This is a genomic window from Paenibacillus segetis (genome assembly GCF_014639155.1).
GTDB lineage: Bacteria > Bacillota > Bacilli > Paenibacillales > Paenibacillaceae > Fontibacillus > Fontibacillus segetis.
In genome coordinates, this window is sequence record NZ_BMFT01000001.1 from 1,084,206 (window position 1) to 1,109,493 (window position 25,288).

Sequence of the window (25,288 nt, forward strand, 5' to 3'; positions counted from 1 at the left end):
GCTTAGCACAGAGTTCACAATTTATTGCGATATAATTTACATTACCTTTACACTTCAATGTAAGGTAATTAATATCTTCCTTTTACAATCAAGATAGTAGTAAGAAAGGCCTATTTATTTTGATGTAGTAAATCGGAGGATGAGATACTTGAAGAACAGCAGCATGCACTTCTCTATGAAATGGAAATTAATCATTAGTTTTTCTGTGATTGCTATTATCTTCATGGCAGTGGCTTTTTATCAAAGCCATAAAATTAATATGGTGCATTCTTCTATGGAACGACAAAAAACGGAGATGGAGAAAAGAATTACGGTCTCTAGGATGACTCAATTTTTACAGGAATTAAATAGGGAAGAGACTTCCCTTGCCGAATCTAGTGACTTAGAGTTGGTTGACTTTTTCAGGGACAAGCAACAGCAATTTGAAACGGACTTGACTGCTGTAACATTTGAGGCAGGTACTGTAGCGTATGAAAATTTAGATCTTTTACATAATCAAGCTAAGGAATACTTTGGATATTTTGATGAATTGGTACAAACGATGGAAGATGATAGCATGGACCCATTAGAAGTCCTAGAAAAAATCGACGCTACTCATACAAAGTCGTTAGCTCTAAACCAAGAGATGCTGAAGACGAACGAACAGTTGTATAATTCTGCAGCGGGAAATGCTAGGCAAGCACAAGATGATTCTTTTACTATATTAAGTGATACAACTTCGATGACTACATATGCTGCAATCTTAGTATTTTGCTTCACCATTATTATTGCGATTATGCTTATCCGTTCCTTCCTTGCCCCAGTCCACAAGTTGCAAGAGGCTTTGCGCAAAATATCTGAAGGAGATCTACGGCATCAAATCAATTCACCATATAATGACGAGTTAGGTAAGCTTAGTCATCATTTCGATCACATGGTGGAACGGGTTCGTGATATGCTCCAACAGACACATTCCGTCGCCTCTTCGCTAGCGGTATATTCTCATTCTTTTCAACAAGCATCATCCATTACTGCTCACACGAACCATGATATTGTTAGCACCATTCAGGAAATTTCCGGTGGTGCGGATCAGCAGGCCGTGCAATCAGAGCAAAGCTCTAATTTGATTCTGGAATTGGAACAGGGTGTTAATGAAATTACGGAATATACGGAAGTAATGGTATTGACTAGTCAAACGGCGAATGACAATTCCCGTAAAGGATCTGCGGCGGTTACTTCTCTTCAGAAGGTATCTGAACATTCACGCGTATCCATTGGCAAGGTGTATGAAGCTTTGACGGTTCTGTCGGAACAATCCAAAGAGATATCAAAAATCACGAACTCTATTACTGAAATTTCCAATCAAACGAATGTATTGTCCTTGAATGCGGCTATTGAAGCAGCACTAGCGGGTGCTTATGGTAAAGGTTTTACCGTGATCGCTACGGAAGTAAGAAAATTATCGATGCAAACCAAGGAGTCATCGCTTTATATCGGCAACATGATCAATGAATGGCAAACTAGTATGGTTGAATTACAACAATATATGATGGAAACGAAAGAAAACTTGGAAGTGCAGGATGCGAAAATAGCGGAAACTCATTTATCTTTTGAAGCCATTGATCAATCGATTGAGGAAATCAGTAGACAGATTGAACAAATTCACGACAAGGTAAATGTGACTCGAACTAACAATTCGAGACTTGCTGAATCCGTTCATTGTGTTGCTTCTATTGCAGAGGAAACAGCAGCCGGGGTTCAAGAAGTTAATGCTTCGAGTATTCAGCAGGACAACGCTATTCGTAACATTGCCCAACAAGCGGTTGAAATTAATGAAATATCACAAAAGCTGTTCCAAGAAATCAATCTATTTAAGATCAATGAGGATGTAGTAGAAGAGGACATGGTTAGTGTTGTTGATGTATCCGAGTAGCGGATTCAGTGCATGAAGCATATGAAGAAGCGTACATTTATCTTTTTTTGTTATCAGTAGAATAAGCTTGGGCGCACTTAGCGGCTTACATACTGCCAATCAAAAAACGATAAAGGATGATCACGGGATGAAAATGTTAGAGACATCTGCAATTGGCAAAATGAAACTAAAGAACAAAATCATTATGGCACCTATGGGTGCGGAGCTAGGCAATTTTGATGTAAGAACAAATGCTTATTATGTTGCCAGAGCCAAGGGCGGGGTCAGTATGCTCATGTGTACTGTGGTTGCAACGGAAGAAATTGAAGGTCATAGTCCGGCCTCCGTCCTTGATGAGAACAGTTTTGATGGGCTTAAATCCCTGGTGGAACAATGTCACGAATACGATTCCAAGGTATGCCTGCAAGTAATGGCTGGCGCAGGTTTGGGAGGAATGGCTCCAGGTAGACTTCAACCAGTTGCTCCGTCCCCTATGCAGGTTATGCCTGGAATGGATTATATGTATGCTGAAATGTCCAAAGAGGAGATAACATTCGTACAAGGTGAAGTGATCCGCACAGCTAAATTAGCTAAGGAAGCGGGAGTAGATTGTATATCGATTCATGCCTATGGTGGATATTTAACCGATAAATTTATGAGCAAACGGTGGAACCATAGAACCGATGAGTACGGCGGAAGTTTTGAGAACCGTATGCGTTTCCTAACAGAAATGATTGATATGGTCAAAGCAGAATTAGGTAATGATTATCCGTTAATTGTTAAATTCACACCATGTCACTACATGCCAATTGAAAGCGGTTACAGAGATATGGAAGAGGGCTTAGAAATCGCTAAATTATTGGAATCTAAAGGTGTTCATGCACTCCATGTAGATGCTGGCTGTCATGATAATTGGTTTTTAGCTATGCCTCCTATCTATCAACAGGAAATGGCTCCACAAATGAAATCATCGCAAGCTGTGAAAGAAGTCGTATCGATTCCTGTCATTTCGCAAGGGCGATTGGAAAATGTCAGCAAAGCTGAAGCCGCTTTGGAGAATGAATGGCTTGATTTCGTTTGTATCGGTAGAGGATTGCTGGCTGATCCAGAAATCCCGAATAAGATCGCAGAGAATCGCACGGATGATATCCGTTCCTGTATTTCTTGTAATGAGGGTTGTATTGCACGAGTAGCGAGTATGCCGGATTACAAGAGTATTGAGTGTGCTGTTAATCCATTGACAGGACATGAAGGACTTAGAGAATTGAAGAAGACAGAAGCACCCAAACGCATTCTGGTCATTGGAGCAGGTCCTGGCGGTTGTACAGCCGCGATAACTGCCGCAGATGCAGGTCATGATGTAGAGGTGTGGGAGAAAGCTCCTCAATTAGGCGGTAATTTTTTGGCCGCTTGTATGCCTACCTTCAAAAGAGACGGCGAGAACATTTTGAGTTATTATCGGACACAGCTGGCAAAACGGAATATTACCGTCAAATATTGCAATGAAGCCACAGAAGAATCCATCCTCGGCTTTGGTGCAGATAAGGTAATATGGGCTGCGGGAGGCACTCCTGTCAGACCGTCTTCTATCGAAGGTATTATGGGCAAAAATGTATGCTTAGCTACGGATGCACTACGAAACCTTTGTCTTGTAGGAGATACGATTGTTGTGATCGGTGGTGGTTTGGTTGGGTGCGAAACAGCTATTAATTACGCGCGTAAAGGCAAAAAGGTAACCATCGTAGAAATGTCGGATAAGCTATTACCTGAACCCCTATTTATCCAAAATATGATGATGCTTACGCTGATGTTAGATCATCCTAATATCTCTTCCATGCCAAGTACTAAATTGGTGAAGATAGGTATGGGATCTGCGACCGTAGAAAATGAGAATGGACTCTTAGAAATTCCTTGTGATACTGTCATTCTTGCTATGGGATTTAAGCCAAATAACGAGGTGTTTACAGCGCTTGAAGGTAAGGTGGATATTGTGAATGTTGGCGACAGTGTTCGGGCGCGTAAAGTATATGATGCGGTACATGAGGCTTATAATACGGTGTTAAGTATTTAAAAAGTTGATTATTAAGACAACTACCCAACTCGTGATCATTCTTATCACAGGTTGGGTTGTTTGTCGTGGAAATTAGTTAGGCGTAAATTGCATTCTTATAAATGAGTATGATAGTTTAATAAATACGTATCAAGCTGATATCCAAAAAATATCTTGATAGGAAGTGAAGTACAACATGATAGATATCCATACGCATATACTGCCTGGAGTAGATGACGGGGCGGAAAATTGGAATGATACTTTGGATATGGCTAGAGCTGCCGTCTCAGAAGGAATCACAACAATCATAGCGACTCCGCATCATGCGAATGGGAGATATATCAACTCAGCAGTTGAAGTTGTCGAACATACTCGCTACATTAACGAACAATTATTTGCTGAAGGTGTACCTGTAACGATACTACCTGGACAAGAAATTCGTGTACATATGGATTTGCTAGAGGCATGGTCTAGAGCAGAATTACTTCCGCTCGCTAGCTCTAACTATGTGCTGATTGAGATGCCTTCTTCGCATATTCCGAAGGAGATGGAAGAGCTGATTCATGAACTCCATATAATGAAGCTAAAACCGATTATTGCCCATCCTGAACGTAATGCAGAGGTAATGAAGAACCCGCAGCGATTGGCGGAGCTGCTTGAGAGGGGGGCATTTGCACAGGTTACAAGTCATTCTTTACTTGGTGGTTTTGGCAGAAGAGTTGAGAAATTGGCGTGGACACTCTGTAGAAATGGTCTCATCCATATTGTATCTTCGGATGCACATCATGTGGAACGTAGAGGGTTTCGATTACGTGAAGCCTACGATGTGATAGGTGAGCGAATGGGGGAGCAATGGTATAACTATTTCATAAATAATGCCCAGTGTGTACTTGAGGATAAAAACTTTAATAGCCTACCAACTATAAATATACCAAAGGGCATGCTACGGCGGATGCTGACCTATTTCCATCATGTTTAGTCATAGGACTATCTCCATATTTGTGAATGGATATATTAGTAAATTAGCACCTGAATAGTATCATATGGGAACCAAGTGAACCGGATATTACGGAAAAACTTGGTTTTTTTTGATTATTCAGGCCAGCGAAACGCTTAATTATGTAAAAAGTGAGTGTGTTTTCCCATTCTTCACTTGCAGAAACCTCCGATATGGTCCTGTATTTATAGGACGGTGACCAATAGTCCCTAATTTGTGTAGAAGTTAAGCGCAAATCGCGATTTGCAGCGATTCATAATTTAGATAAAAAACCTTTATTTCACAAGGGAAGGAAGCTTTACATAGTGATAGATGATTAGTTCAAGGACAACGAAATTCTAAATCTGACATGAAGCGCTTACAAAATACAAAAAAATCCATTTTACCATCCTAAATAAGACAAGCAATGTTACTTTTCTACATAAATTAGGAGCTCATAACCATGTCTTTATTCTCTCAAGAAATGTTTACAAATATGTCATAATAGAAATCAAAGCAGGTTAAGCTCCATTATTCAAAAGAAAGTTAGACTTGATGAATGGAGGATATGAAAGATGAATGTTTCGAATGTCGAGCAGAGGCGAGGAAGGCTGAAGCAATTTTTGAAAATATTATCCGAAGATCCTTCTCTATTGAATCAAGATGGGTTAAAAGAAACCAGATCTTTATCGGAACTGCTTGTGTTCTCCGGTTACAGATCATGTAACGAACCCGTGGACATGGCTGAGGTATTGTCGAAATCGCTCAGGAAGATAGGACTTGAAGCATGTTCAGTGGATATGATGGAGCATGTCATGAATGGCGGTACGATTGACGAGTTTATGAATGCAAGGAGTCACAGGGCTACATAGCGAGCTTCAGGGATAGGTTCTAATTATGTTTATAGTAATAACCATGCCCTTGAGTTCTCGAATTGAATAGTTTTAGTTGTGATAGATTCATAAAGAATGATTTTTCCGTAGAGTCTTATAATTCTGCGGGCAAATCTTGCCCTGAAGTTCGCGTATTGAATAATAATTATATAAAGTTATTCGTAAAGAGAAGTTGTGGTCGCAATCATGTAGGAAGAAAGAGGAAAGACATAACCAACTAGTACTGGAGGAAATAATTTGGAGCTCAAACAATATTGGTTAATCGTCAAAAGAAGGTTGTTATTGATCGTGCTAATTATGACTGTAAGCTGTCTATCTATCGGCATTTATTCCTATTATTTCAGCACACCGCAATATGAAGCATCCGCCAAGCTTATTGTCAACCAATACAAGGATAGTAGTTCACTTCTTTCAAGTATAGATGTTGGTTCCATTAACTCAACGATTGGGTTGATCAAAACCTATAAGGAAATTATCAAAACACCAAGAATGATGAAAATTGTTGTTAAAGATTATCCAGATCTTGATGTGACCTACAGCGAGCTAATAGGAAAGGTAAGTGTTAGCTCCGTTAATGAAACACAAGTCATGTCCATTTCTGTTCGCGATATTTCATATGAAAAGGCCGCTAATATTGCCAACGCGGTCGCCGTTGTTTTTCAAAAAACTATTCCTGAGCTCATGAAGGTAGACAACGTATCTGTCTTGGATAAAGCAGATCCTAAAGAAATTCACGGTCCGATTGCTCCAAATTCCAAACTAAATATTGCTGTGGCATTCATGCTGTCGTTAATGCTAGGGGTAGGTATCTCTTTCCTACTGGATTATTTGGATGACACAGTCAAGACAGAAGAGGATATCGAGTTGTTGCTAGGAGTCCCCGTATTGGCCTCCATACCAAGATTCAAAGAAATGGATAACTCGAAACGCGATAATACAGCTCCGCTAAAGCCAGCAACTGGGAGGGATAGTCATGTCTCATTTGATTCCTAAATGGAACCTTATTACGGAAAGTAATCCTAAGTCACCGATCTCCGAGGGATATCGGATACTGCGGACAAATATCGAGTTTTCCACCATAGATCAAAACCTACAGGTGATTATGGTGACTTCATCCAAACCGAATGAAGGGAAAAGTACCACCAGTGCCAACATGGCTGTCGCTTTTGCTCAAGCCAATAAACGGGTTCTGCTGATCGATGCCGATCTAAGAAAGCCATCGCAGCATCATATCTTTGGCAAGTCCAACCGGAGTGGCTTAACAAGCGCTTTGTTTAAACAGAAAGAGCTTGGGGAAGTGATCCAGCATTCCAATACGGAGAATCTGTCAGTCATTCATGCAGGTCCTACGCCGCCTAACCCGTCGGAACTGCTCTCATCTAAACAAATGGCAACATTGTTAGCAACAACCAGGGAAATGTTCGATGTGATCATTATCGATACACCTCCGATCTTGTCTGTCACCGATGCGCAGATTGTAGCTACGCAAAGCGATGGCGTAGTACTCGTCATCGACTCAGGAAAAGTGAAGAAAGACGCAGCACTCAAAGCCAAAGCTGCTTTAGGTCATGTGAACGCTAAGTTAATTGGGGTTGTACTCAATAATATCAATCGCAAGCATTCGGATTCTTATTCCTATTATTACGAAGATGTAAACGAAGCATAAGTTGAATTTCTCCCAAGATTCTGAAAGAAAGAATGGGAAGGTAATGTCTCCTGCACCTCTATCACCGGAGGCACTCGATCATGCTGTGGGTCAGTAGACCTTAGACGTTTGTCGTCAAGAGTGTGATGTGAGGTAGGGTTCAATGCCCTTGTTTTAAATTTTGTTATGAATTTGATTTTAATAGCTGGGTACAAAGCGAATATAAAAATAGGATAGGGTGGATTAAAAATGAAAAAAGTGACAAAAGCCATTATCCCCGCCGCTGGACTCGGCACTCGGTTTTTACCGGCAACAAAAGCGATGCCCAAAGAGATGCTTCCCATTGTTGATAAACCAACCATCCAGTACATCGTGGAGGAAGCTATTGAATCGGGAGTTGAAGATATCATTGTCGTAACAGGTAAAGGGAAACGAGCGATCGAAGATCATTTTGATATTGCCTTCGAGCTTGAACACATTTTAGAGGATAAAGGGAAGTTCGACATCCTCGAGAAGGTTAGAAAATCTTCCAACGTGAATCTCCATTATATTCGGCAGAAAGAGGCCAAGGGACTTGGACATGCCGTATGGTGTGCACGGAATTTTATCGGAAACGAACCATTCGCTGTACTTCTTGGAGATGATATCGTGGAGGCCGAAGTGCCTTGTACGAAACAATTGATTCAGCAATATGAGCTTACAGGTCGCTCCGTGATCGGTGTTCAAACGGTAGATGTCGATCAAACGGATCGGTACGGAATTGTAGATCCTGGTGAGCGAATAGACAACCTTTATAAAGTTAATCGTTTCGTAGAGAAACCACCTAAGGGACAAGCTCCTTCCAATCTGGCCATCATGGGCCGTTATGTGTTGACACCTGAAATTTTTGAATACCTGGGTAGACATGAGCTTGGTGCAGGGGGAGAGATTCAGCTTACCGACGCGATTCAAAAGCTAAATGAAGATCAAGGTGTTTATGCCTATGACTTCCAGGGCACTCGTTATGATGTTGGCGAGAAAATCGGCTTTATTATGACGACCATCGATTTTGCTCTTCGGAACAACGATCTGAGGCATTTATTGATGGCAGGTCTGGAGGAAATCATGGAGCGTGAGCTTCGCAAACAACTATTTGCCGCAAGGAGTGATTAAGATGACGCCTTCACATTACCGGGATGAAGCAGTAATCGGTTTCTCAGATTATTATTTGATGACAAGTTCGAATCAGGAAAGCCTCACTCTATATTCCGTACTCAAGCGAGTTATTGATATCATCGGTTCACTAGCAGGACTTATTCTATTAAGTCCTTTGCTCATTTTAGTGGGTATTCTGATTAAAATGGAGGACCCATCAGGCTCTATCTTCTTCTATCAGACACGAGTTGGTAAGAACGAGCGGCTGTTTCGAATGTACAAGCTTCGTTCAATGTATACCGATGCTGAAGATAAGTTGAAGGATCTACTTGATCAAAATGAGATTAGCGGAGCCATGTTCAAGATGCGCGATGATCCACGTGTGACGAAAGTAGGGAAGTTTATTCGCAAGACAAGTATTGATGAGCTTCCACAATTAATCAATGTGCTAAGAGGCGAAATGTCTTTGGTTGGACCAAGACCCCCTTTAACTAGAGAGGTTGCTGAATACACCAATTATGAGAAGAAACGTTTATCTGTTACGCCAGGTTGCACAGGACTTTGGCAGGTTAGCGGGAGAAATAATCTCAGCTTCAAAGAGATGGTCGAGCTCGATATTACTTATATTTCGAAGCGATGCATCTGGTTCGATGTCAAAATTATATTCCGAACGATGAAGGCTATGCTTGGCTCTCAGGATGCATTTTAACTAAGAAATGGAGGGGAGGGAATGGCAACAATCCTTCATATTTCGGAGTTTACAAAAGGTGGGATTGAAACACATCTGAATGAAGTCTTGGATTATCAATCTGGCAATCATGATATTTATCTCGTAGCATCTCAGCAGAATTCCAGTCAGGAGACGCTTCGAATTAGTCCGGATCGATTGTTTCTATACCCTTACAAGAGAAGCCCAAAATATTTTCTCGATGCGATGAGATCGATTCGTAAGATGATCAAAGAAGTGAATCCCGATATCGTGCATGTCCATGGAACGTTCGCAGGCTTTTTTCTGCGGACGTTGTTTCTTTTTAAGAGAAAGCGTCCTGTTGTGATTTATTGTTCGCATGGTTGGGCTTTTCTAATGGACACTAAGCCTTGGAAGAAAAAGGTATTCGCCGCAGTTGAGAAGCTGTTATCGCTGCGTACAGACGTCATCATCAATATTTCAAACCACGAGTACCAGATGTCGATGAATTACGGCCTATCTTCCAAGAAATCGGTAGTCGTATATAACGGGGTATCGGATGCACCTGCGATGAATGATTTGCCGTTCGAGGTAAAGAAGGACAAAATTAACCTACTTTATGTAGGTCGTTTCGACCGACAAAAAGGGTTTGATCTGCTGCTTGAGGTATTTAACGAGCATCACTTCGGAGACGTTAATCTCTACATTGTGGGCGATACCGTATTGAAAGAATTGGAATACGAGTTTCCAAGCAATGCAGTGAAGCTTGGTTGGGTAGATCATTCGCAGATTGACCGTTACATGAGAGCGTGCGACGCCGTTATCGTTCCGTCACGTTGGGAAGGTTTTGGCATCGTTGCGATTGAGGCGCTACGAAATAAGAAGCCTGTTATCGCAAGCAATCGGGGTGCTCTTCCCGAGATCATTCAACATGGTGTTAACGGTTATATTTTCGACTTTGACCATAAGGAAGAACTAATTCAAATCATTGAGAAATTAAATAAACAGAAGCTAGAAGTGATGGGAGAAGCCGGGGAAAGGATCTTTTACGAGAAATTTCATGCGGAGAAGATGAACCAGCAGATTGAGTCACTATACGAAGCTGCCTTAAGCAACCGAAGAGATCGGTATTCTGGGGCCGTGGGCAAATATGTCTAGATTCACGGGGATGAAAGATGATGAATATGAGCTTGCAGAACAATCCTACGACAAGTGAAGAAGTAGTTCAGAGGCAGCCGGGCAAAGGGCAGTTATTTTTGGGACTTTACCTCAGTTTCTTGCTGATCCTGACACTCTATCAGGATTTTCCGCTGGTGAACAAGATCGGTGAAATTGGCCGATCACCCATTATTGTTCTGTTCCCCCTCTTTATTTTTTGCGAAATTGCGATGCTTTCGAAATATAAGAAGGTCGTGATGGTGTCCAAGCTACAGAAATATGTATTGGCATTCATAATTTATTTAAGCTTTATCAGTATGTTGTATATTCTGGTTCAATTTATGCAGGGAAGCTACAGTTTCGGGACGGAGAGCCTCCTTGGTAAAGCAATCAAGGTATTAATCTATTTTATAACCATATTGCTCTATATACGGCATATGCAGCTTGTATTCTCAAAAATCAACAGTTTTAAGCTGCTTTATGGATGCTTTTGTGCCGTATTAACCCTTTTGGCGGGCATCATGATTATTGAGTTAGTAAGTATGCCGAATGCCCTTCCCTTCTTGCACTCGAAAAGCAGTCCTTATTGGCGGGTGAGGTTACTCACGTCGGAAAGTAGTACAACAGGTTCAATTGTCGTCGTATACTCGGCGATTATGATTTATTTGTCCCGATATTTGAATGGGTTTGCAAAGACATTGTCATGTCTCTATGTAGCTAGTTTTTTTCTGTTTTATTTATTTGTTACGGGTTCCAAAGGATTCTTGATCGTGAGTCTATTAACTCTAGTTGTGACCATGATCAAATTTCTTGACTTCAGGAAGAAGAGAAACTTTTTTCTACTTCTTGGTGTTGTCCTAGCTATGTATTCGTTCATTACTTATTTCTCAGCAGGACTCATTAACTCTTTTAACAATGATATTCAGAATTACACGTCATCCTATACACGGATGGGTACCATTATTATTGCTTTAGCGACTGTTTTTCATCATCCATTTGGGGTAGGTACCGGAGCTTATTTAATGTACTTCGATAATTACTTAAACGATGCGATTAACCTGATGTCCCGTTTTTACTACAACGTCTTTGGTGTAAGTCAGATCAATACAGGCGAGTTGCTGCAATATACGGGTTCGGATAAAAATTTAGGTGTTAAATCAGGCTTCTTCCAATGGGTGATGTTCGGGGGGATTGTCGCTGTCGTATTTTTCTACCTATTGGCTAAAGATCTGATCATAAAAGTAAAGGGGAATATCATTTTATTCTTAGCGCTTATTTTTGTTTTGTTCTCGCTGCTCTTTGTGGCATTAGAAATTAAATATGAGATTTGGCTGCTATTTGCATTCATTAGTCTGTTTCTAGGGCAAAAAGAAATAAATCAAACCAACACCTGGGGGGTTACGAGATGAAGATACTTGTTGTGTGTAGTGACTTCCCATATCCCGCCGATCATGGGGGTAGGGTTGATACGTGGGGAAGAATCAAAGTGTTAGCCGAGCTCGGTTGGAAGATACATCTTGTTGTTTGTGGTAAACAACTGCCCTCTCATGGAGACATCGAGGTAGTATACCGCTATGTGGACAAGATTAAGCTGTGTGACCGAAGAAGTAAACTGAGAGATCTACTGCGTTCCATTCCATTGCAAGCCCAGTCACGAAAAGAGCTGAAGCATGTCAACATTGATGAGGATTATGATTATGTGTTGTTAGAAGGTGATTATGTATATCCCATTCTTAAGAATCCACTGATCAAACATGCCAACGTTATTTTACGGGTGCATAATGATGAGGCAGTATACTTCAAGGCGCTAGCTCGTAGTACCAAGAATTTGGTTCACAAATTGTATTATCGGATGGAGAGCCGTAAGTTCACAACATTGCAGCAGAAAATGCTGGAATGCGTAGATAAATATCTATTTATCTCCAATAAAGAATTTGAGGAATTTAAGAGACTGCATCCTTCAGCAAAAAGCTTGTTCTTACCGCCACCGGTTACGAAGGATACCTTCCTTGCTAGTACATTTGAGAGCAAACATGTTGTGTTTATTGGGTCCTTGTTCATGCCGAACAATCGGGAAGCGATTCAGTGGTACCTTGAACATGTTCATCCATTGATGCTACAAGAGCCGGACTACAAATTTATTGTGGCCGGAAATAGTAGGAAACAAAGCTTAAGCTGGCTTCAGGCTTATGATATGACGAATGTGATTGTGTATGATACGCCGGAGAGTCTCGATGAAATTTACAAAGGTGGGTACTTGTTCGTTAATCCGATGCAAAATGGCGCTGGTGTTAAGCTAAAGACGATCGAGGCCATTCAAAACGGACTACCCGTCATATCAACCTCAATCGGCTATGAGGGTACAGGACTTGTTCATAATGAACATATTATGGTTGCTGACAGCCCTGAGGAGTTCTTTGCCAGAGTGAAACAGCTGTTTGATAATCCTGCATTAGCGAAGAGCTTGCTAGAGTCGTCGCAACACTATATTCGCACACATTACAATCATAAAGAGGTACTGAGTAGCTACATAGATTCATTGAATACTCATGTTCAATTGGAGCAGGTGCTGTGATGGTCAAGGATAAAATAAACGTCCTTTTTATTACACATGCTGATAAAAAAGGTGGCGCTGAACAAAGTCTGATTCATTTAATTAATTATTTGGATACATCAAAATATCGGGTTTTCTTATTAAGTCCGGGGCATGCTGATTTTTTAAGTGAAATAAGAACGAACTTCACACATTTTCCACTCCGCCTGAACAGTATTAAGAAGAGATTAGGGCTCGGTTACCTGGAGACCGTATTTCAAATCAGGAAATTCGTAAAGAAAAATCACATTGATATTGTTCATGCCAATGGCTGGAGGGCCCCATGGTATGCTGCGCCACTCAAATTTCTAACGAATTGCAAATTGGTTTGGCATCATCGGGATTATACACATTTGAAGATGTTCAATAACGTGTTACCTCGGTTTTTTGATCAAGTCATATGTATATCGCACTTTGTGGCAGATTCGATTCAAGGTAACAATAAAACGATTATTTATAATGGAGTTGATCCAGAGTTAGCGCTGTCGATGAAGAGTCGCAGCTTTATGGAGGACGATACCCTGATTATAGGCACCTTTGGTCGAATCGTTGAGTGGAAGAGATATCATCTGGTGATCGAAGCAGTCAAGAAATTAGCAGATCATAAGAAGAATAACTGGAAATTACTAATCGTAGGTGACACATCGGTGGATGGGTCGGAGGATTATTATAACGATATGGTCCAGAAGGTTACAGAGTATGGTTTGGAGCATAACGTTATTTTCTATGGGTACAGTAAGAAGCCGCTTGATGTCATGAAGGAATGTGATCTAACGATCAATTTCTCACTTAATGAGCCGTTTGGAAGAGTGATCATTGAATCGTTGCTTGTTCAAACTCCTGTTATTGTTTCTGATTCTGGTGGAGCACCGGAAATCATTCACCAAACAAAGGGAGGATTTATCGTGAAGGATGGGGATGTCGAAGCATTATACCAGACAATTGATCGTGTATATGATAAGACCATTAACTACCAAGAGTTTTCTATTCAGGGGTACTTGAATGTTATGAAGGACTTTAACATGGTCACAATTGCCCGTAAGGTAGAAGACACTTATCAATTGTTACTGGCTGAACCTATGAATCCTACAAGCGGATGGATAACATCATGAGTATTTCAATTCAACAAATTAGTCTCGGTAAAGTATTGGCCGTGATAAAGGGAGCATGTATCTTGCCGATCAAAGCCAATTCCGTAGGCTTTCTAAGCCGGGTTTCAGGGAAGCTTCGAGTAAGCAATAAGGGCAAGATCGTTATTGGTGGAAATGTTTCTTTTCATGCCAAGCCCTTTCCTTCTTCCATTACTGTTGGTAAGCAGGCCAAGCTCTGGGTCGGTGATCATGTGTTCTTTAATTATGGGTTAGATATCGGTTGTACGAAGTCGATTCGGATCGGTAGTTATACGATTATAGGCCCTATGGTTAACATCATGGATACGAACTTTCACCCAGTAGATGTAGATGATCTCTCCTATAGTAAAGACATCGTCATTTCAGATAATGTCTGGATCGGTCGGGGAGTGCTTATCCTACCTGGTGTGACTATTGGAGCAAATTCTGTCATTGCAGCAGGAAGTGTTGTTACGAGAAATATACCTGATAATGTGTTGGCTGGAGGTACTCCCGCGAAGGTCATCCGTGAAATTCATGTCCCACAGAATTGGATCCGTAGACACAATTGATAGAGTGGCAGGTGACAGAGGAGAGACACCGGCAAAGGTGATAAAAAGGGACGTCCGGTGGAATTAATTCGAAAGAAATGTTAGGGAGAGTAATGTCATGAAAGTATGGATGTGGCCGAAATCAAGTCAATTGAACTTTTATAATGATTTGCTATCCGATTCGCTAAGTGATGCAGGTATGGATATTGTGGATTTAAGACACGGCAAGCTAATGCTTAAGATCGGTGGAGTAAAATCGGGAGACATCGTCCACATACATTGGATGCATCATGCTTATCAAAATGACAATCTGCTATTGTTTATCGTGAAATCGTTCTTCTTCATTTGTAGTATGCTGTACTTAAAATTGAGACGTGTTCAGTTGATCTGGACGATTCATAATTTGTATCCACATCATATGAAGTTCCTAAGGATGGAACGGTTCATGCGGTCGCTCATTTGCCGCTTCTGCAGCAAATTGATTGTAGCCTCTGAGTCTATAAAGTCAAAGGTCATGAGCGAATTTGGTGTTCCAGCAAGTAAAGTGTTCGTGGTGAAGCATGGCCATTATTTAGGCGTATATAAGCCAAAGGGCATAAATTTCAGAGAAGGATATAACATCAGTGAAGATGCTGATGTTTATTTATTTTTGGGTGCCATCAAAGCATATAAAGGCATTGAAGATTTAATTGAAGCATTTAATGCAATGAAGACTAGACAAACGTACCTGATTATTGCGGGGAAAGCGGATCAAGAAATGCTTGAATATCTGGAGAACGTTAAAGATACGCAGAATATAAGGATGGAGCTACGCTTCATTCCGAATGAAGAAGTTGCTGATCTAATCCGGGCAGTGGATGTCATGGTGATGCCTTACAAAGAAATTACGACTTCTGGTACAGCTATACTTGGACTGACTTTTAAGAAGCTGATCGTTATGCCAGACAATGATTTCATTCATGAATATTTCAAGGAAGATATGGTCGTTAGCTACGATCCCTTGGATAGAAACGGATTGCAAAATGCAATGAAAGCAGCTTTAAACGTAGAGAGAGAAGATAATAAACCAAAATATGAAGAAGTGCTTAGAGAATTAGAATGGAGTGCAATTGCACAGAAGATTAGAAACGTCTATCAAGGATGGGGATGAATGATGGATATAGCGGTAACAGTAGCCATATGTACCCATAATCGAGCAAAGGATACTGGCGAAGCCATTGAGAGCGTACTGCACCAAAGTTATGCAAATGAAGCAATCGAAATCGTTGTTATCGACAATCGCTCAACGGATCAAACCACGGAGGTAGTGAACGGATTAAGACGACGCTTCGGATCAAGGATACGCTATGTATATGAGAATAGACTTGGATTATCGGTTGCCAGAAATCGGGCGATTCAAGAGGCGAAAGGCAAATATATTTTATTTCTAGATGATGATGCTTTGGCCTCGCAAGATTGGGTATATGAAATCGTGGACGTGTTTGAAAGTGATCCAGAGATCGGCTGTGTCGGTGGAAAGATCGATCCGATCTGGGAAGCCCAGGAACCGGATTGGATTCCAGAAGAACATCGCTCTGTGTTCACCATTCTTAATTATTCAAATGAAGTGCAGGAAATGCCGGCGCCATTCATTCCATATGGGGCTAATGTTGCCTTCAGGCGGGATGTATTTAATGAGATCAAGCCTTTTCGTGAAGATTTGGGACGAGTCGGTAGTAATCTACTATCGAGCGAGGAAAGCGAACTGATTGCGAGACTGCGAGTTAGTTATAAGGTATACTACACTCCGTTCGCACAGGTAGGGCACAAAATCGCAAAGGAGCGTACGACGAAGTCTTGGTTCCTGAAAAGGATGTTTTGGCAGGGAGTAAGCGATGCAGTGAAACGTCAGGATACTAGCTTCATAGCGATCACGAAGCATACGATTCGCATGATGCAAGCCATAATGTCTGCTCTATTGTCGATCTTTCATTTTAAAACATTTATCCGCCAGATCATTAAAATTTGTTACCGTAATGGTTCACTTTTTGGCATCCTACGCTATAACAGTAGGGGGTGAGGTAACCATATGACACAGCTCACCTTTCAAAAAGTGTGGAGTGGTAACGGTTTGTTTCAAACGATACTTCGCACGAGTGCGACTAATTTCATGGTTATGGTTGTTAGCACATTGACCTCAATCGTGACGGCCCGTATGTTTGGTGTCGTTGGTAAAGGGGAGTTCTCTGCAATTCTATTCTGGCCAACTTTACTGGCTGGTCTTGTAGGGTTTGGTCTACCTACCTCACTTATTTATAACCTCAAACAAAATAGAGGTAATGAAGCAGATTTCGTAAGAGCAGGTTTCTTGTTTCAACTACCAGTTAGCTTAATCGTTGGCGTTATCGCTTGGATTTGGCTACCGATTTGGTTAGGAAATTATCCTGAAGCCATTATTCAAACGGCAAGATGGTATACGGTGTTGATGTTACCCATTTTGCTTGCAGTCAACTTAATCTCAGCACTGGCACAGAGCACGGGCAAATTTAACGTATATAACGGTGTACGTTTATACTTCCCTTTGATTAATCTTTTGGGATTAATGGCGCTTTGGGCAGTCGGTAACTTGAGTATTCATCATGCTGCACTGGCCTTTCTTCTGACGAGTGTTTTTGTTATTTCTTGGGCACTGTGTAGTATGCGAGAGTCATTGCAAATCAATTGGTTCAGGGGCTCTGGCAATCGAGTGGCGGCAAAGGCGCTGTTCGGATACGGTAGCAAAGTTTTTGGAGTTGAACTACTTGGAACGTTGTACACCCAGTTCGACAAACTCATCATTTTGTCTATGCTAACCGCTCGAGACTTGGGTCTCTATACTGTTGTTTACGCACTATCTCGTGTGTTTAATGTTGTGCAAACAGCGATTACGAACGTTATTTTTCCCAAGGTAACTGGTATGGACAAGGATACGATTATGGCTACGGTTGGGCGGGCGTTCAGACTATCCATGCTCTTGATGATGATTATTGTTGTTCCGTGTATGTTCATCGGCCGCTATCTGATGGGGATACTGTTCGGCGCACCTTTTTTAGAAGCGAGTGGAGCCTTTTATCTCTTGTCTATAGAATGTATTCTTGGTGGAGGTTCTTGGATATTAGCCTCCTCTTTTAATGCGATGGGAAGACCTGGTCTAGTCCTCGTTCGACAGCTTATTGGGCTGGCGGTAACGATTGGGCTATTTTTTGTGTTTACGCCATTATATGGACTAAACGGGATCGCATTTGCTCTATTCATTGGGGCGATCATCCGATTGCTGGTGACGATGGCATCCATGAGGATATCCTTTCAGATGAAGATGAGCAGCATCCTATTTAATAGGGATGATTTTCACTTTTTAATTGAGCGCATCAAAGTTATAAGAAATCGTAGAGGAGCGCGCTGATATGCACATGGATTTGAACATTCATCCAATGGATGTCCTGAAGAATCAACTTCGTAACATTTTGAAAGTGATCTCACCTGGATCAAGTATTTACTATATTGACTACCCTGTTCATAGTAACGGTGGTGACCTGTTGATTATGAAAGGTACGGAAGCATTCTTCAAGGATTATGATATCAGGGTTAAAGCACGGTATAGCGTGCTGGATTTTCCCAACAAGCTAGCTATTCCGAGCGATCACATCATTGTCCTTCATGGTGGTGGTAATTTCGGAGATCTTTATCCTGCCCACCAGAAGCTACGCGAGAAGATCATTGAGGACTATCCTGATCACCGGATTGTCATTCTGCCACAGACAATCTTTTATAAAGAAGAATCAGAATTTGATCGAACGGCCCAGATATTCAATCGGCACAACGATCTCCATCTTTATGTTCGGGACACCTTGTCCCACGATATGGCATCGAATAAATTTCATGAGATTCATGTGTATTTATCACCTGACATGGCTCATCAGTTATGGCCGATTATGCCGAAGAGTAGTCCGGGTAAGGATTTACTATATTTTTTTCGCACGGACATCGAGAAGACAAGAGAACAAGAGCAGCTTGAGTCGTCAGGTCGTGGTGACTATTTGGATTGGACCTCTTTGTACAATCGAGTCGAGAAAAAGTCGATCAACATGATCGTAGGGTTGATGAGAAAAGGGAGTGGGCCGCTGCCGTTGCAAGCGATATGGGGAAAATATACGGATTACCTTGTAGGCAAAGCCGTTAAACGTTTTAGCGGCTACCACAGCGTGCAGACCTCTAGGTTACACGGACATATTTTATCTTGCCTGATGGACAAGCCAAACACCTTGCTTGATAATTCATACGGCAAGAATTCCAACTATTATAATACTTGGACAAGTGGAATCAAATCCGCTCAGTTAGTTGTGGGGAACTCACAAAACTAAGTCTAAGCGCTTGCTGAAACAATGAAGTATGGGGATCGTAGCGATCATCTACACTAAGCCTATGCTTTCGAAGTAAGTTTTGTTTCACAAAACTAAGCTTATGCTTTCGAAGTAAGTTTTGTTTCACAAAACTTCTAAAAGGAGAGATATCATGAAAATTGTGCTGTTGTCGGGTGGTTCGGGTAAACGTCTGTGGCCGCTCTCGAATGAATCGCGCTCCAAACAGTTTTTGAAGGTGCTTGAGAATGACGTGGGTGAACGGGAATCGATGGTGCAGAGGGTATGGAGGCAAATTGCGAATGCAGGCCTTAGCGAACATGCTTACATTGGGACAAGTAAAGCTCAGGTAGAAATGATTCATAGCCAGCTGGGACACGAGATAGAGATCATCGTCGAGCCAGAGCGAAGGGATACCTTCCCGGCTATCGCACTGGCTGCAACTTATTTATATTCGCTGCAAAACGTGAGTTTGAATGAGACCATCGTGGTCATGCCTGTTGATCCCTACGTCGACGAGGCATTTTTTCACAAAACAAAAGAGCTGGATGAGGTACTTAACGAATCGGGCGCCGATTTGGCGCTCATGGGAGTTAAACCAACTTATCCTTCTGAGAAGTATGGATATATCGTACCCAACCACGGTACACAAGGTAACGAGCCTTTTGTAACCGTGCATAGTTTTAAAGAGAAACCCCGCGAGGAAGAAGCGGTAGCCATGATTGAACAGGCTGCGCTTTGGAACTGCGGTGTTTTTGCTTTTAAGCTGAATTTTTTGATTGATATTCTGATTGCAAATGACTTTCCTATACAGTTCGATGAGATGTCGAGACAATATGGCAAAATGCCAAAGAACAGCTTTGATTATGAGGTTGTGGAGAAGGCAAGTCGTATTGTTGCGCTTCCCTTTGAAGGTGATTGGAAGGATCTCGGTACATGGAATACGTTGACTGAGCAAATCGAAACCTCGCTCATTGGCAATGGAATTATGAGTGGTGATTGTCACAACACACATGTAATTAATGAACTTGATATCCCGATTACATTGCTTAATTTGCCTAATGTAGTTGTAGCGGCAAGTCCCGATGGCATCTTAGTATCGGACAAGGCATCAAGCCCCATGATCAAAGAGGTTATGAAACATTCAGATCAGCGCCCGATGTACGAGGAGCGACGGTGGGGACGGTACCGGGTGCTCGATTATTTGAAATATCCAGATGGAAAAGAAGTTCTAACCAAGCGAATCTGTGTTGCACAGGGTCAGAACTTAAGTTACCAATATCATCTGTTGAGGGATGAAGTATGGACTGTCGTTGCGGGTAACGGAGAGATGGTGTTAGACGGCAGACATTTTCCAGTGAAATCAGGAGATGTCTTAGTCATATCAAGAGATAGTAGGCATAGCTTACGGGCCATGACAGAAATGGACATTATCGAAGTACAGACCGGAAGTGAGCTTATAGAAGAGGATATCGTAAGGCTTGCTTTTGATTGGAACGAGATTATGCAGCTTAAAGAACCGATTTCAATAAGGAGTGATCGAGAGTGAACATTGCGGTGATCGGAACGGGATATGTTGGGCTCGTATCAGGTGTTTGTTATGCGCAGTTAGGTAATCATGTGATCTGTGTAGATAAGGACCCTCACAAAATTGATATGTTAAATGAGGGTGGCATTCCTATTTATGAGCCAGGACTGAAAGAATTGGCTGCAGCCAACCGCGAGGAAGGTAGACTTGCATTTACTTCTGATTTACCTAGTGCTGTCATCCATTCAGACATTATCATACTTGCTGTAGGGACCCCTCCACTACCCAATGGTGAGGCAAATCTGGACTATATCAATGAAGCGGCAATTGAAGTCGCAAAGGCGATGAATGGCTATAAGATCATTACCGTGAAAAGCACGGTGCCCGTGGGGACGAATGAGCGGTTAGCCCAATTAATACGGTCGCACACAAATATGAGGTTTGATAGCATTTCATTGCCTGAATTTTTGCGAGAAGGTTCAGCAATTCAGGATACGCTCCAACCTGACCGAATTATTATCGGAACGGAATGCCAAAGGGCAACAGACATCATGGTTCAGCTACATAAGCCGCTGACAGAGCAGATCGTCGTAACGGATATTCGGAGTGCCGAAATGATTAAATACGCATCCAATGCATTTCTAGCAACGAAGATTTCGTTCATTAATGAGATTGCTAACATTTGTGAAAAGGTTGGAGCAGATGTTACTCAGGTGGCAGATGGAATGGGCTATGACAAACGAATCGGTCCATCATTTTTGAAGGCGGGAATTGGCTATGGTGGATCTTGTTTTCCCAAGGATACAAGTGCACTTATACAAATTGCCGGAAATGTGGATTACGAATTCAAGCTACTTCGCTCGGTTGTGGAAGTAAATCAGGATCAACGATTCAATGTAATACGGAAGCTCAAGAGTATTTTTGATGGCGAACTGCGAGGAAAGGTTATTGCGATATGGGGATTGGCATTCAAACCGAATACCGATGACGTTCGCGATTCACCAGCCTTGGAAATCATTCAATATTTGGTTGATCACGGAGTCATAGTAAAGGCCTATGATCCTGTTGCAATGCATAGTTTTCAATCTCTATTCGGAAAGGGGGATGTGATTTGGTGTAATGATGCACTGGAGACGGCTCAAGATGCCGATGCCCTCTGTTTACTGACAGAATGGGAAGAGTTTGCATCTGTTGATCTTTTGGAGCTGCAAGAAGTGTTGAATCAACCTATTTTAATCGATGGGCGAAATGTGTTTGATGAAGAGGATGTCATAGGAACTGATTTTATTTATTATTCAGTCGGTCGCCCTAACTTAAATCAAGGCGTGAGGGAAAAAGTACCTGTGCTGTAAGTAGCAGTTCAAAAAGTAATTCAAAAAATATGTCCGAGGTGACGAGATGAAGTCCAATTCAAAAAAGATCATGGTATCAACGCTTGCATTTTCCATGCTTACTGCATCACTTGGAACCCTACCAATAGGTCCACAAGGCTTATTGTCGAAGCTAAATGTAGCACAAACCGTAAACGCCGCCGAGTTAGATAAGGCTCGCGAGCCTTTTTTTGAACGACTAAACGAATTATACGCTGCTCTTGCTAGTGATCCTGCGGGTTTACAAGACGTATTTAATTTACGAGATGAAATTGCTGGATACCGATTGGCTCCTGTTGATGATGAAGTGATTTCTCCGATATGGGCTAAAGTTAGAAGCCATCTCCCAGAATCAGTCGATCCCATAGAGCTGAGGGATAACATCGTGTTCATCATCAGGACTGCAAGTTCACTTGGGTCCGTCTCTGATTTGGAACAATTGCGAAATGACCCTGAATTTATCAGGGTGTTGAAGGCAGTTGCTTCTGCTAGTGGGCATGAAGATATTGGCGTAGACGATTTTCTCGTGTTTCTGTTGGGCGACGGGGAAAGTCGTAAAGGATTGGAAGGAACGGTCAGCAGTTTACTAGAGAATATGCAGCTCATCCAATTAATTGGTCTAATTGGCAATAGCCAAGCGACTACGGAGGTGTTGTTACAAGCCTCGGATCAGGTACTCGGTAATACTGAAGCCTATAAATTCAGCCTGATATTGAATGATCTAGGTATTTCCTCTTCAGATGTCAGATTGCTGGTGACTCATTTTAAAGGTCAACTTAAGACGAGTGATCGTGCTATCAATGCATTAACGATGGCCTATGTTCGCGCATCTGTAGAAGAGTCAGTACAAATTAGCGAAGATGGACGTCAACATACTTATAGTCTAAAGGCACTTGGGATCGATATTCCATCCATGGTATTGAAATGGAGTAAAGTGTCTGGTGACGATAGCGTCAAAGTGGCTCCAAGTGGGGTTATAACAATTCCCGAAGACGTTGAAAGTGGAACGGCTGTTGTTCGAGCACAGATAGTCAATCCATTGAGTGGTAAGGGAGTCGTCATTTTTGAGAAAGAAGTGACATTGCGAGATGCTGTTCCTGGGGAAGAAACCGTATTCCCGGTAGAACAATTCCTGGAGCGGATGAACAAACTGCATGCGGCACTTGCAGCAGGTGATCCAACTGATATCCAGGATGTTCGGAATTTGCGAGATGAAATAGCTGGGCTAGATATTACTTTGGATCAGGCGTTAATCGATCCGCTTTGGAATAAAATCGAATCGAAGCTACCTGCTAATGCAGATCGGGATGCATTAAAAACAAGTTTGTTCGAAATATTAACGGCCGTTGGTTCTATCCATTACGATTCAAACGCATCGGAGCTTGAAGGCATTCGGACAAACCCTAAATACAGGGCAACATTAAATGCAATCGGGGCAGCTGGCGGTGACGCTAAGCTAGTTATTGATGATTTCCTACTATTTATGTTCGGTGATAGCGATACGCACAAAGGAATTGAAGGAACTGTCCGGGATCTGCTTGCAAGCATGACGCCAGCGGAATTAGCAGGATTGCTTGGAAATAATCAAGCTATGAACGCTGTTATTTTACAAGCTTCTAATCTAATGTTAAGTGATACTGAAAGCTATAAGATTAGCGCAATCCTAGGTAAGCTTGATATTACGTCATTGGAACTAGGTTCAACCGTATTCAATTACAATGCTAGGTTACAAAATGCAGAGCCAGCTACTCGTGCGATGACTGTGGCTTATATGCGTTCGGAAACGAAGGAGCTCGTGAACGAAAGTGAGGATGGTCGTCAGCATATCTATAGCTTGAAAGTACTAGGGATAGATATTCCTGCTATGGCGCTCGAGTGGTCAAAAGTATCCGGAAGTGATGCCGTAAGCGTATCACCTAACGGTATAGTTACAATTCCTAAAGGTGTTGCCAACGCATCGGCAGTTATACAAGCGAAGCTCTTGAATCCTTATAGCGGAGCAGGAAAAGTGATATTTGAGAGTGAGGTTACCTTAACGGCTTCAGCTGAAGAGGGTAATACCTTCCCTGTGGAGTTATTCCTAGAGGGAATGAATAAGCTACGTACTGCACTTCATGAAGGTGGTTCTTCAGATGTTAAAGATGTTCGTAAGTTATACGATGAGATTATCGGACTAAATTCCTCGAAGGATCAGGCATTGATTGATCCAATCTGGAAACCGATTGCGGCAAAACTTCCAGCTTCCGTTGACAAGACTAAGTTGAAGAAGGGCTTGTTTGATATTATCAAAGCAGTTGGGTCTGTGCCTTACGATGTGGAGGTTAATCAACTAGAAGCCATTCTATCTAATCCTGAATTCCAAACGACACTGGACATTCTATCGGAAACGGGTGGAGTTAATAATCTGAAGATAGATGATTTCTTGATCTTGCTCTTTGGTGATGGTGCTAACAATAAGGGAGCTCAAGGATCGATGCGTGATACGCTAGAGAATATGAGCTCCAAAGAGTTGGCTAGGTTATTAAGTAGTAAGAGTAGTTTAGATTCAATAAAGGCAAACGCTTTGACGACAGTTTTAAAGGATAAGGAGAATTATGCTCTAAGTGAGGTGCTTAACAATTTAGGAGTTAAACCGGTTGATGTCACCTCAACAGTACAGAAATTTAAAAACAAGCTTAAATATGACGAGAAGGCTGCTACAGCGATGAGTGGTGCATTTTTCCGATCCGAGACAGATTCCACGGTTAAGATTACGGATAATGGTCGTCAGCATCAATATACATTAACGGTTCTAGGAGTAGAGATTTCATCTTCTAACGTGAAATGGAAGAAAACCTCAGGTAGCAAAGATGTTAAGGTAGATTCGAACGGTAAAGTGACCATTTCGAAAAAGATTCAACAGGGTACAGCTGTTATGCAAGCTTCGCTGACTAACTACCTGGGTGGAGGCACGAAGGTTGTTTATACCCAAGAGGTCACGCTTATTAATGGAGTCGTTGACCCTGAAGCAATGATCCAAAATATCATCCAGACCCTTCAAACGGATCTTGCCGAGATCAAAGTAAGACTTCGTTCTACAACAAATGATGCTGAAAAAATACAGCTGCTTGTGGAGGTCGCTCAGGCTGGAAAAGATTGTTTTGATCAGATTCAAGAAATCGAAGTGTCGAAGTCATTTAAGGATAAAGCGATTAAAAATGTGAAGAACCAAGTTACTCAAATGACAAACTTAATCCTCCAGGATTTAATGAAGTATTAAAAGTATGGCCAGCTCTCTTTGCTCTTTTGAGTAAGGGGAGCTGGCTTATTTCTTGTCCTCATCGAGT

At 41.8% G+C, this 25,288-nt stretch carries 20 protein-coding genes; all 20 read left to right on the plus strand.

Annotated features, from left to right (window positions below; all coding sequences use genetic code 11):
- Positions 1-148: 148 nt before the first annotated feature.
- Positions 149-1,912 (plus strand): methyl-accepting chemotaxis protein, encoded by a 1,764-nt coding sequence (locus IEW05_RS04730; RefSeq protein WP_188536306.1) that lies wholly within the window; start codon positions 149-151, stop codon positions 1,910-1,912.
- A gap of 127 nt (positions 1,913-2,039) precedes the next feature.
- A complete protein-coding gene (locus IEW05_RS04735; RefSeq protein WP_188536308.1) occupies positions 2,040-3,962 on the plus strand; it encodes an NAD(P)/FAD-dependent oxidoreductase in 1,923 nt (640 codons plus the stop codon).
- A gap of 175 nt (positions 3,963-4,137) precedes the next feature.
- Positions 4,138-4,920, plus strand: coding sequence for a tyrosine-protein phosphatase (locus IEW05_RS04740; RefSeq protein ID WP_188536310.1), 783 nt, complete (start codon positions 4,138-4,140; stop codon positions 4,918-4,920).
- A 572-nt stretch (positions 4,921-5,492) separates the two neighbouring features.
- A complete protein-coding gene (locus tag IEW05_RS04745) occupies positions 5,493-5,789 on the plus strand; it encodes a PX domain-containing protein (RefSeq protein ID WP_188536312.1) in 297 nt (98 codons plus the stop codon).
- 258 nt (positions 5,790-6,047) lie between these two features.
- Positions 6,048-6,803, plus strand: coding sequence for a YveK family protein (locus tag IEW05_RS04750; protein ID WP_188536314.1), 756 nt, complete (start codon positions 6,048-6,050; stop codon positions 6,801-6,803).
- Positions 6,784-7,476, plus strand: coding sequence for a CpsD/CapB family tyrosine-protein kinase (locus IEW05_RS04755; protein ID WP_188536316.1), 693 nt, complete (start codon positions 6,784-6,786; stop codon positions 7,474-7,476). Before IEW05_RS04750 ends, IEW05_RS04755 begins: the two co-directional genes overlap by 20 nt.
- Before the next feature lie 228 nt (positions 7,477-7,704).
- Positions 7,705-8,607 carry a UTP--glucose-1-phosphate uridylyltransferase GalU gene (gene galU, locus IEW05_RS04760; RefSeq protein ID WP_188536318.1) on the plus strand — a complete coding sequence of 301 codons (903 nt, stop codon included), beginning with the start codon at positions 7,705-7,707 and terminating at the stop codon, positions 8,605-8,607.
- Between the two features lie 58 nt (positions 8,608-8,665).
- Entirely contained in the window at positions 8,666-9,298 is a 633-nt protein-coding gene (locus tag IEW05_RS04765) for a sugar transferase (protein ID WP_229753415.1), read from the plus strand.
- A 21-nt stretch (positions 9,299-9,319) separates the two neighbouring features.
- Positions 9,320-10,435: a glycosyltransferase family 4 protein gene (locus IEW05_RS04770; RefSeq protein WP_188536321.1), complete on the plus strand. Its 1,116-nt coding sequence runs from the start codon at positions 9,320-9,322 to the stop codon at positions 10,433-10,435.
- A 17-nt stretch (positions 10,436-10,452) separates the two neighbouring features.
- On the plus strand, positions 10,453-11,844 hold the full coding sequence (locus tag IEW05_RS04775; RefSeq protein WP_188536323.1) for an O-antigen ligase family protein: 1,392 nt from the start codon (positions 10,453-10,455) through the stop codon (positions 11,842-11,844).
- Positions 11,841-13,010, plus strand: coding sequence for a glycosyltransferase family 4 protein (locus IEW05_RS04780; protein WP_188536325.1), 1,170 nt, complete (start codon positions 11,841-11,843; stop codon positions 13,008-13,010). Before IEW05_RS04775 ends, IEW05_RS04780 begins: the two co-directional genes overlap by 4 nt.
- Positions 13,010-14,140 (plus strand): glycosyltransferase, encoded by a 1,131-nt coding sequence (locus IEW05_RS04785; RefSeq protein WP_229753416.1) that lies wholly within the window; start codon positions 13,010-13,012, stop codon positions 14,138-14,140. The genes IEW05_RS04780 and IEW05_RS04785 overlap by 1 nt, the downstream gene beginning before the upstream one ends.
- Positions 14,137-14,709: an LbetaH domain-containing protein gene (locus tag IEW05_RS04790; protein ID WP_188536329.1), complete on the plus strand. Its 573-nt coding sequence runs from the start codon at positions 14,137-14,139 to the stop codon at positions 14,707-14,709. The genes IEW05_RS04785 and IEW05_RS04790 overlap by 4 nt, the downstream gene beginning before the upstream one ends.
- A 97-nt stretch (positions 14,710-14,806) precedes the next feature.
- The gene (locus IEW05_RS04795) at positions 14,807-15,838 is read left to right on the plus strand and encodes a glycosyltransferase family 4 protein (protein ID WP_188536331.1); all 1,032 of its coding nucleotides are present in this window, start codon (positions 14,807-14,809) and stop codon (positions 15,836-15,838) included.
- Positions 15,839-16,747 (plus strand): glycosyltransferase, encoded by a 909-nt coding sequence (locus tag IEW05_RS04800; protein ID WP_229753261.1) that lies wholly within the window; start codon positions 15,839-15,841, stop codon positions 16,745-16,747.
- Positions 16,748-16,756: 9 nt separating this feature from the next.
- Entirely contained in the window at positions 16,757-18,109 is a 1,353-nt protein-coding gene (locus IEW05_RS04805) for an oligosaccharide flippase family protein (protein ID WP_188536334.1), read from the plus strand.
- A gap of 1 nt (position 18,110) precedes the next feature.
- Complete coding sequence (locus IEW05_RS04810) at positions 18,111-19,067, plus strand: polysaccharide pyruvyl transferase family protein (protein WP_188536336.1); 957 nt, start codon at positions 18,111-18,113, stop codon at positions 19,065-19,067.
- A 151-nt stretch (positions 19,068-19,218) separates the two neighbouring features.
- Entirely contained in the window at positions 19,219-20,613 is a 1,395-nt protein-coding gene (locus IEW05_RS04815; protein ID WP_188536339.1) for a sugar phosphate nucleotidyltransferase, read from the plus strand.
- The gene (locus tag IEW05_RS04820) at positions 20,610-21,944 is read left to right on the plus strand and encodes a UDP-glucose dehydrogenase family protein (protein WP_188536341.1); all 1,335 of its coding nucleotides are present in this window, start codon (positions 20,610-20,612) and stop codon (positions 21,942-21,944) included. Before IEW05_RS04815 ends, IEW05_RS04820 begins: the two co-directional genes overlap by 4 nt.
- A gap of 70 nt (positions 21,945-22,014) precedes the next feature.
- Positions 22,015-25,221 (plus strand): hypothetical protein, encoded by a 3,207-nt coding sequence (locus IEW05_RS04825; protein ID WP_194434089.1) that lies wholly within the window; start codon positions 22,015-22,017, stop codon positions 25,219-25,221.
- The last annotated feature ends 67 nt before the right edge of the window (positions 25,222-25,288 follow it).

What these genes read in the sequence shown, in the direction of transcription:
- IEW05_RS04780 (WP_188536325.1), top strand. Translation starts at nt 11,841, where the DNA reads ATGAAGATACTTGTTGTGTGTAGTGACTTCCCATATCCCGCCGATCAT.
- IEW05_RS04740 (WP_188536310.1), top strand. Translation starts at nt 4,138, where the DNA reads ATGATAGATATCCATACGCATATACTGCCTGGAGTAGATGACGGGGCG.
- IEW05_RS04745 (WP_188536312.1), top strand. Translation starts at nt 5,493, where the DNA reads ATGAATGTTTCGAATGTCGAGCAGAGGCGAGGAAGGCTGAAGCAATTT.
- IEW05_RS04795 (WP_188536331.1), top strand. Translation starts at nt 14,807, where the DNA reads ATGAAAGTATGGATGTGGCCGAAATCAAGTCAATTGAACTTTTATAAT.
- IEW05_RS04810 (WP_188536336.1), top strand. Translation starts at nt 18,111, where the DNA reads ATGCACATGGATTTGAACATTCATCCAATGGATGTCCTGAAGAATCAA.
- IEW05_RS04790 (WP_188536329.1), top strand. Translation starts at nt 14,137, where the DNA reads ATGAGTATTTCAATTCAACAAATTAGTCTCGGTAAAGTATTGGCCGTG.
- IEW05_RS04735 (WP_188536308.1), top strand. Translation starts at nt 2,040, where the DNA reads ATGAAAATGTTAGAGACATCTGCAATTGGCAAAATGAAACTAAAGAAC.
- IEW05_RS04770 (WP_188536321.1), top strand. Translation starts at nt 9,320, where the DNA reads ATGGCAACAATCCTTCATATTTCGGAGTTTACAAAAGGTGGGATTGAA.
- IEW05_RS04825 (WP_194434089.1), top strand. Translation starts at nt 22,015, where the DNA reads ATGGTATCAACGCTTGCATTTTCCATGCTTACTGCATCACTTGGAACC.
- IEW05_RS04775 (WP_188536323.1), top strand. Translation starts at nt 10,453, where the DNA reads ATGATGAATATGAGCTTGCAGAACAATCCTACGACAAGTGAAGAAGTA.
- IEW05_RS04800 (WP_229753261.1), top strand. Translation starts at nt 15,839, where the DNA reads ATGATGGATATAGCGGTAACAGTAGCCATATGTACCCATAATCGAGCA.
- IEW05_RS04815 (WP_188536339.1), top strand. Translation starts at nt 19,219, where the DNA reads ATGAAAATTGTGCTGTTGTCGGGTGGTTCGGGTAAACGTCTGTGGCCG.
- IEW05_RS04805 (WP_188536334.1), top strand. Translation starts at nt 16,757, where the DNA reads ATGACACAGCTCACCTTTCAAAAAGTGTGGAGTGGTAACGGTTTGTTT.
- IEW05_RS04765 (WP_229753415.1), top strand. Translation starts at nt 8,666, where the DNA reads ATGACAAGTTCGAATCAGGAAAGCCTCACTCTATATTCCGTACTCAAG.
- IEW05_RS04755 (WP_188536316.1), top strand. Translation starts at nt 6,784, where the DNA reads ATGTCTCATTTGATTCCTAAATGGAACCTTATTACGGAAAGTAATCCT.
- IEW05_RS04785 (WP_229753416.1), top strand. Translation starts at nt 13,010, where the DNA reads ATGGTCAAGGATAAAATAAACGTCCTTTTTATTACACATGCTGATAAA.
- galU (WP_188536318.1), top strand. Translation starts at nt 7,705, where the DNA reads ATGAAAAAAGTGACAAAAGCCATTATCCCCGCCGCTGGACTCGGCACT.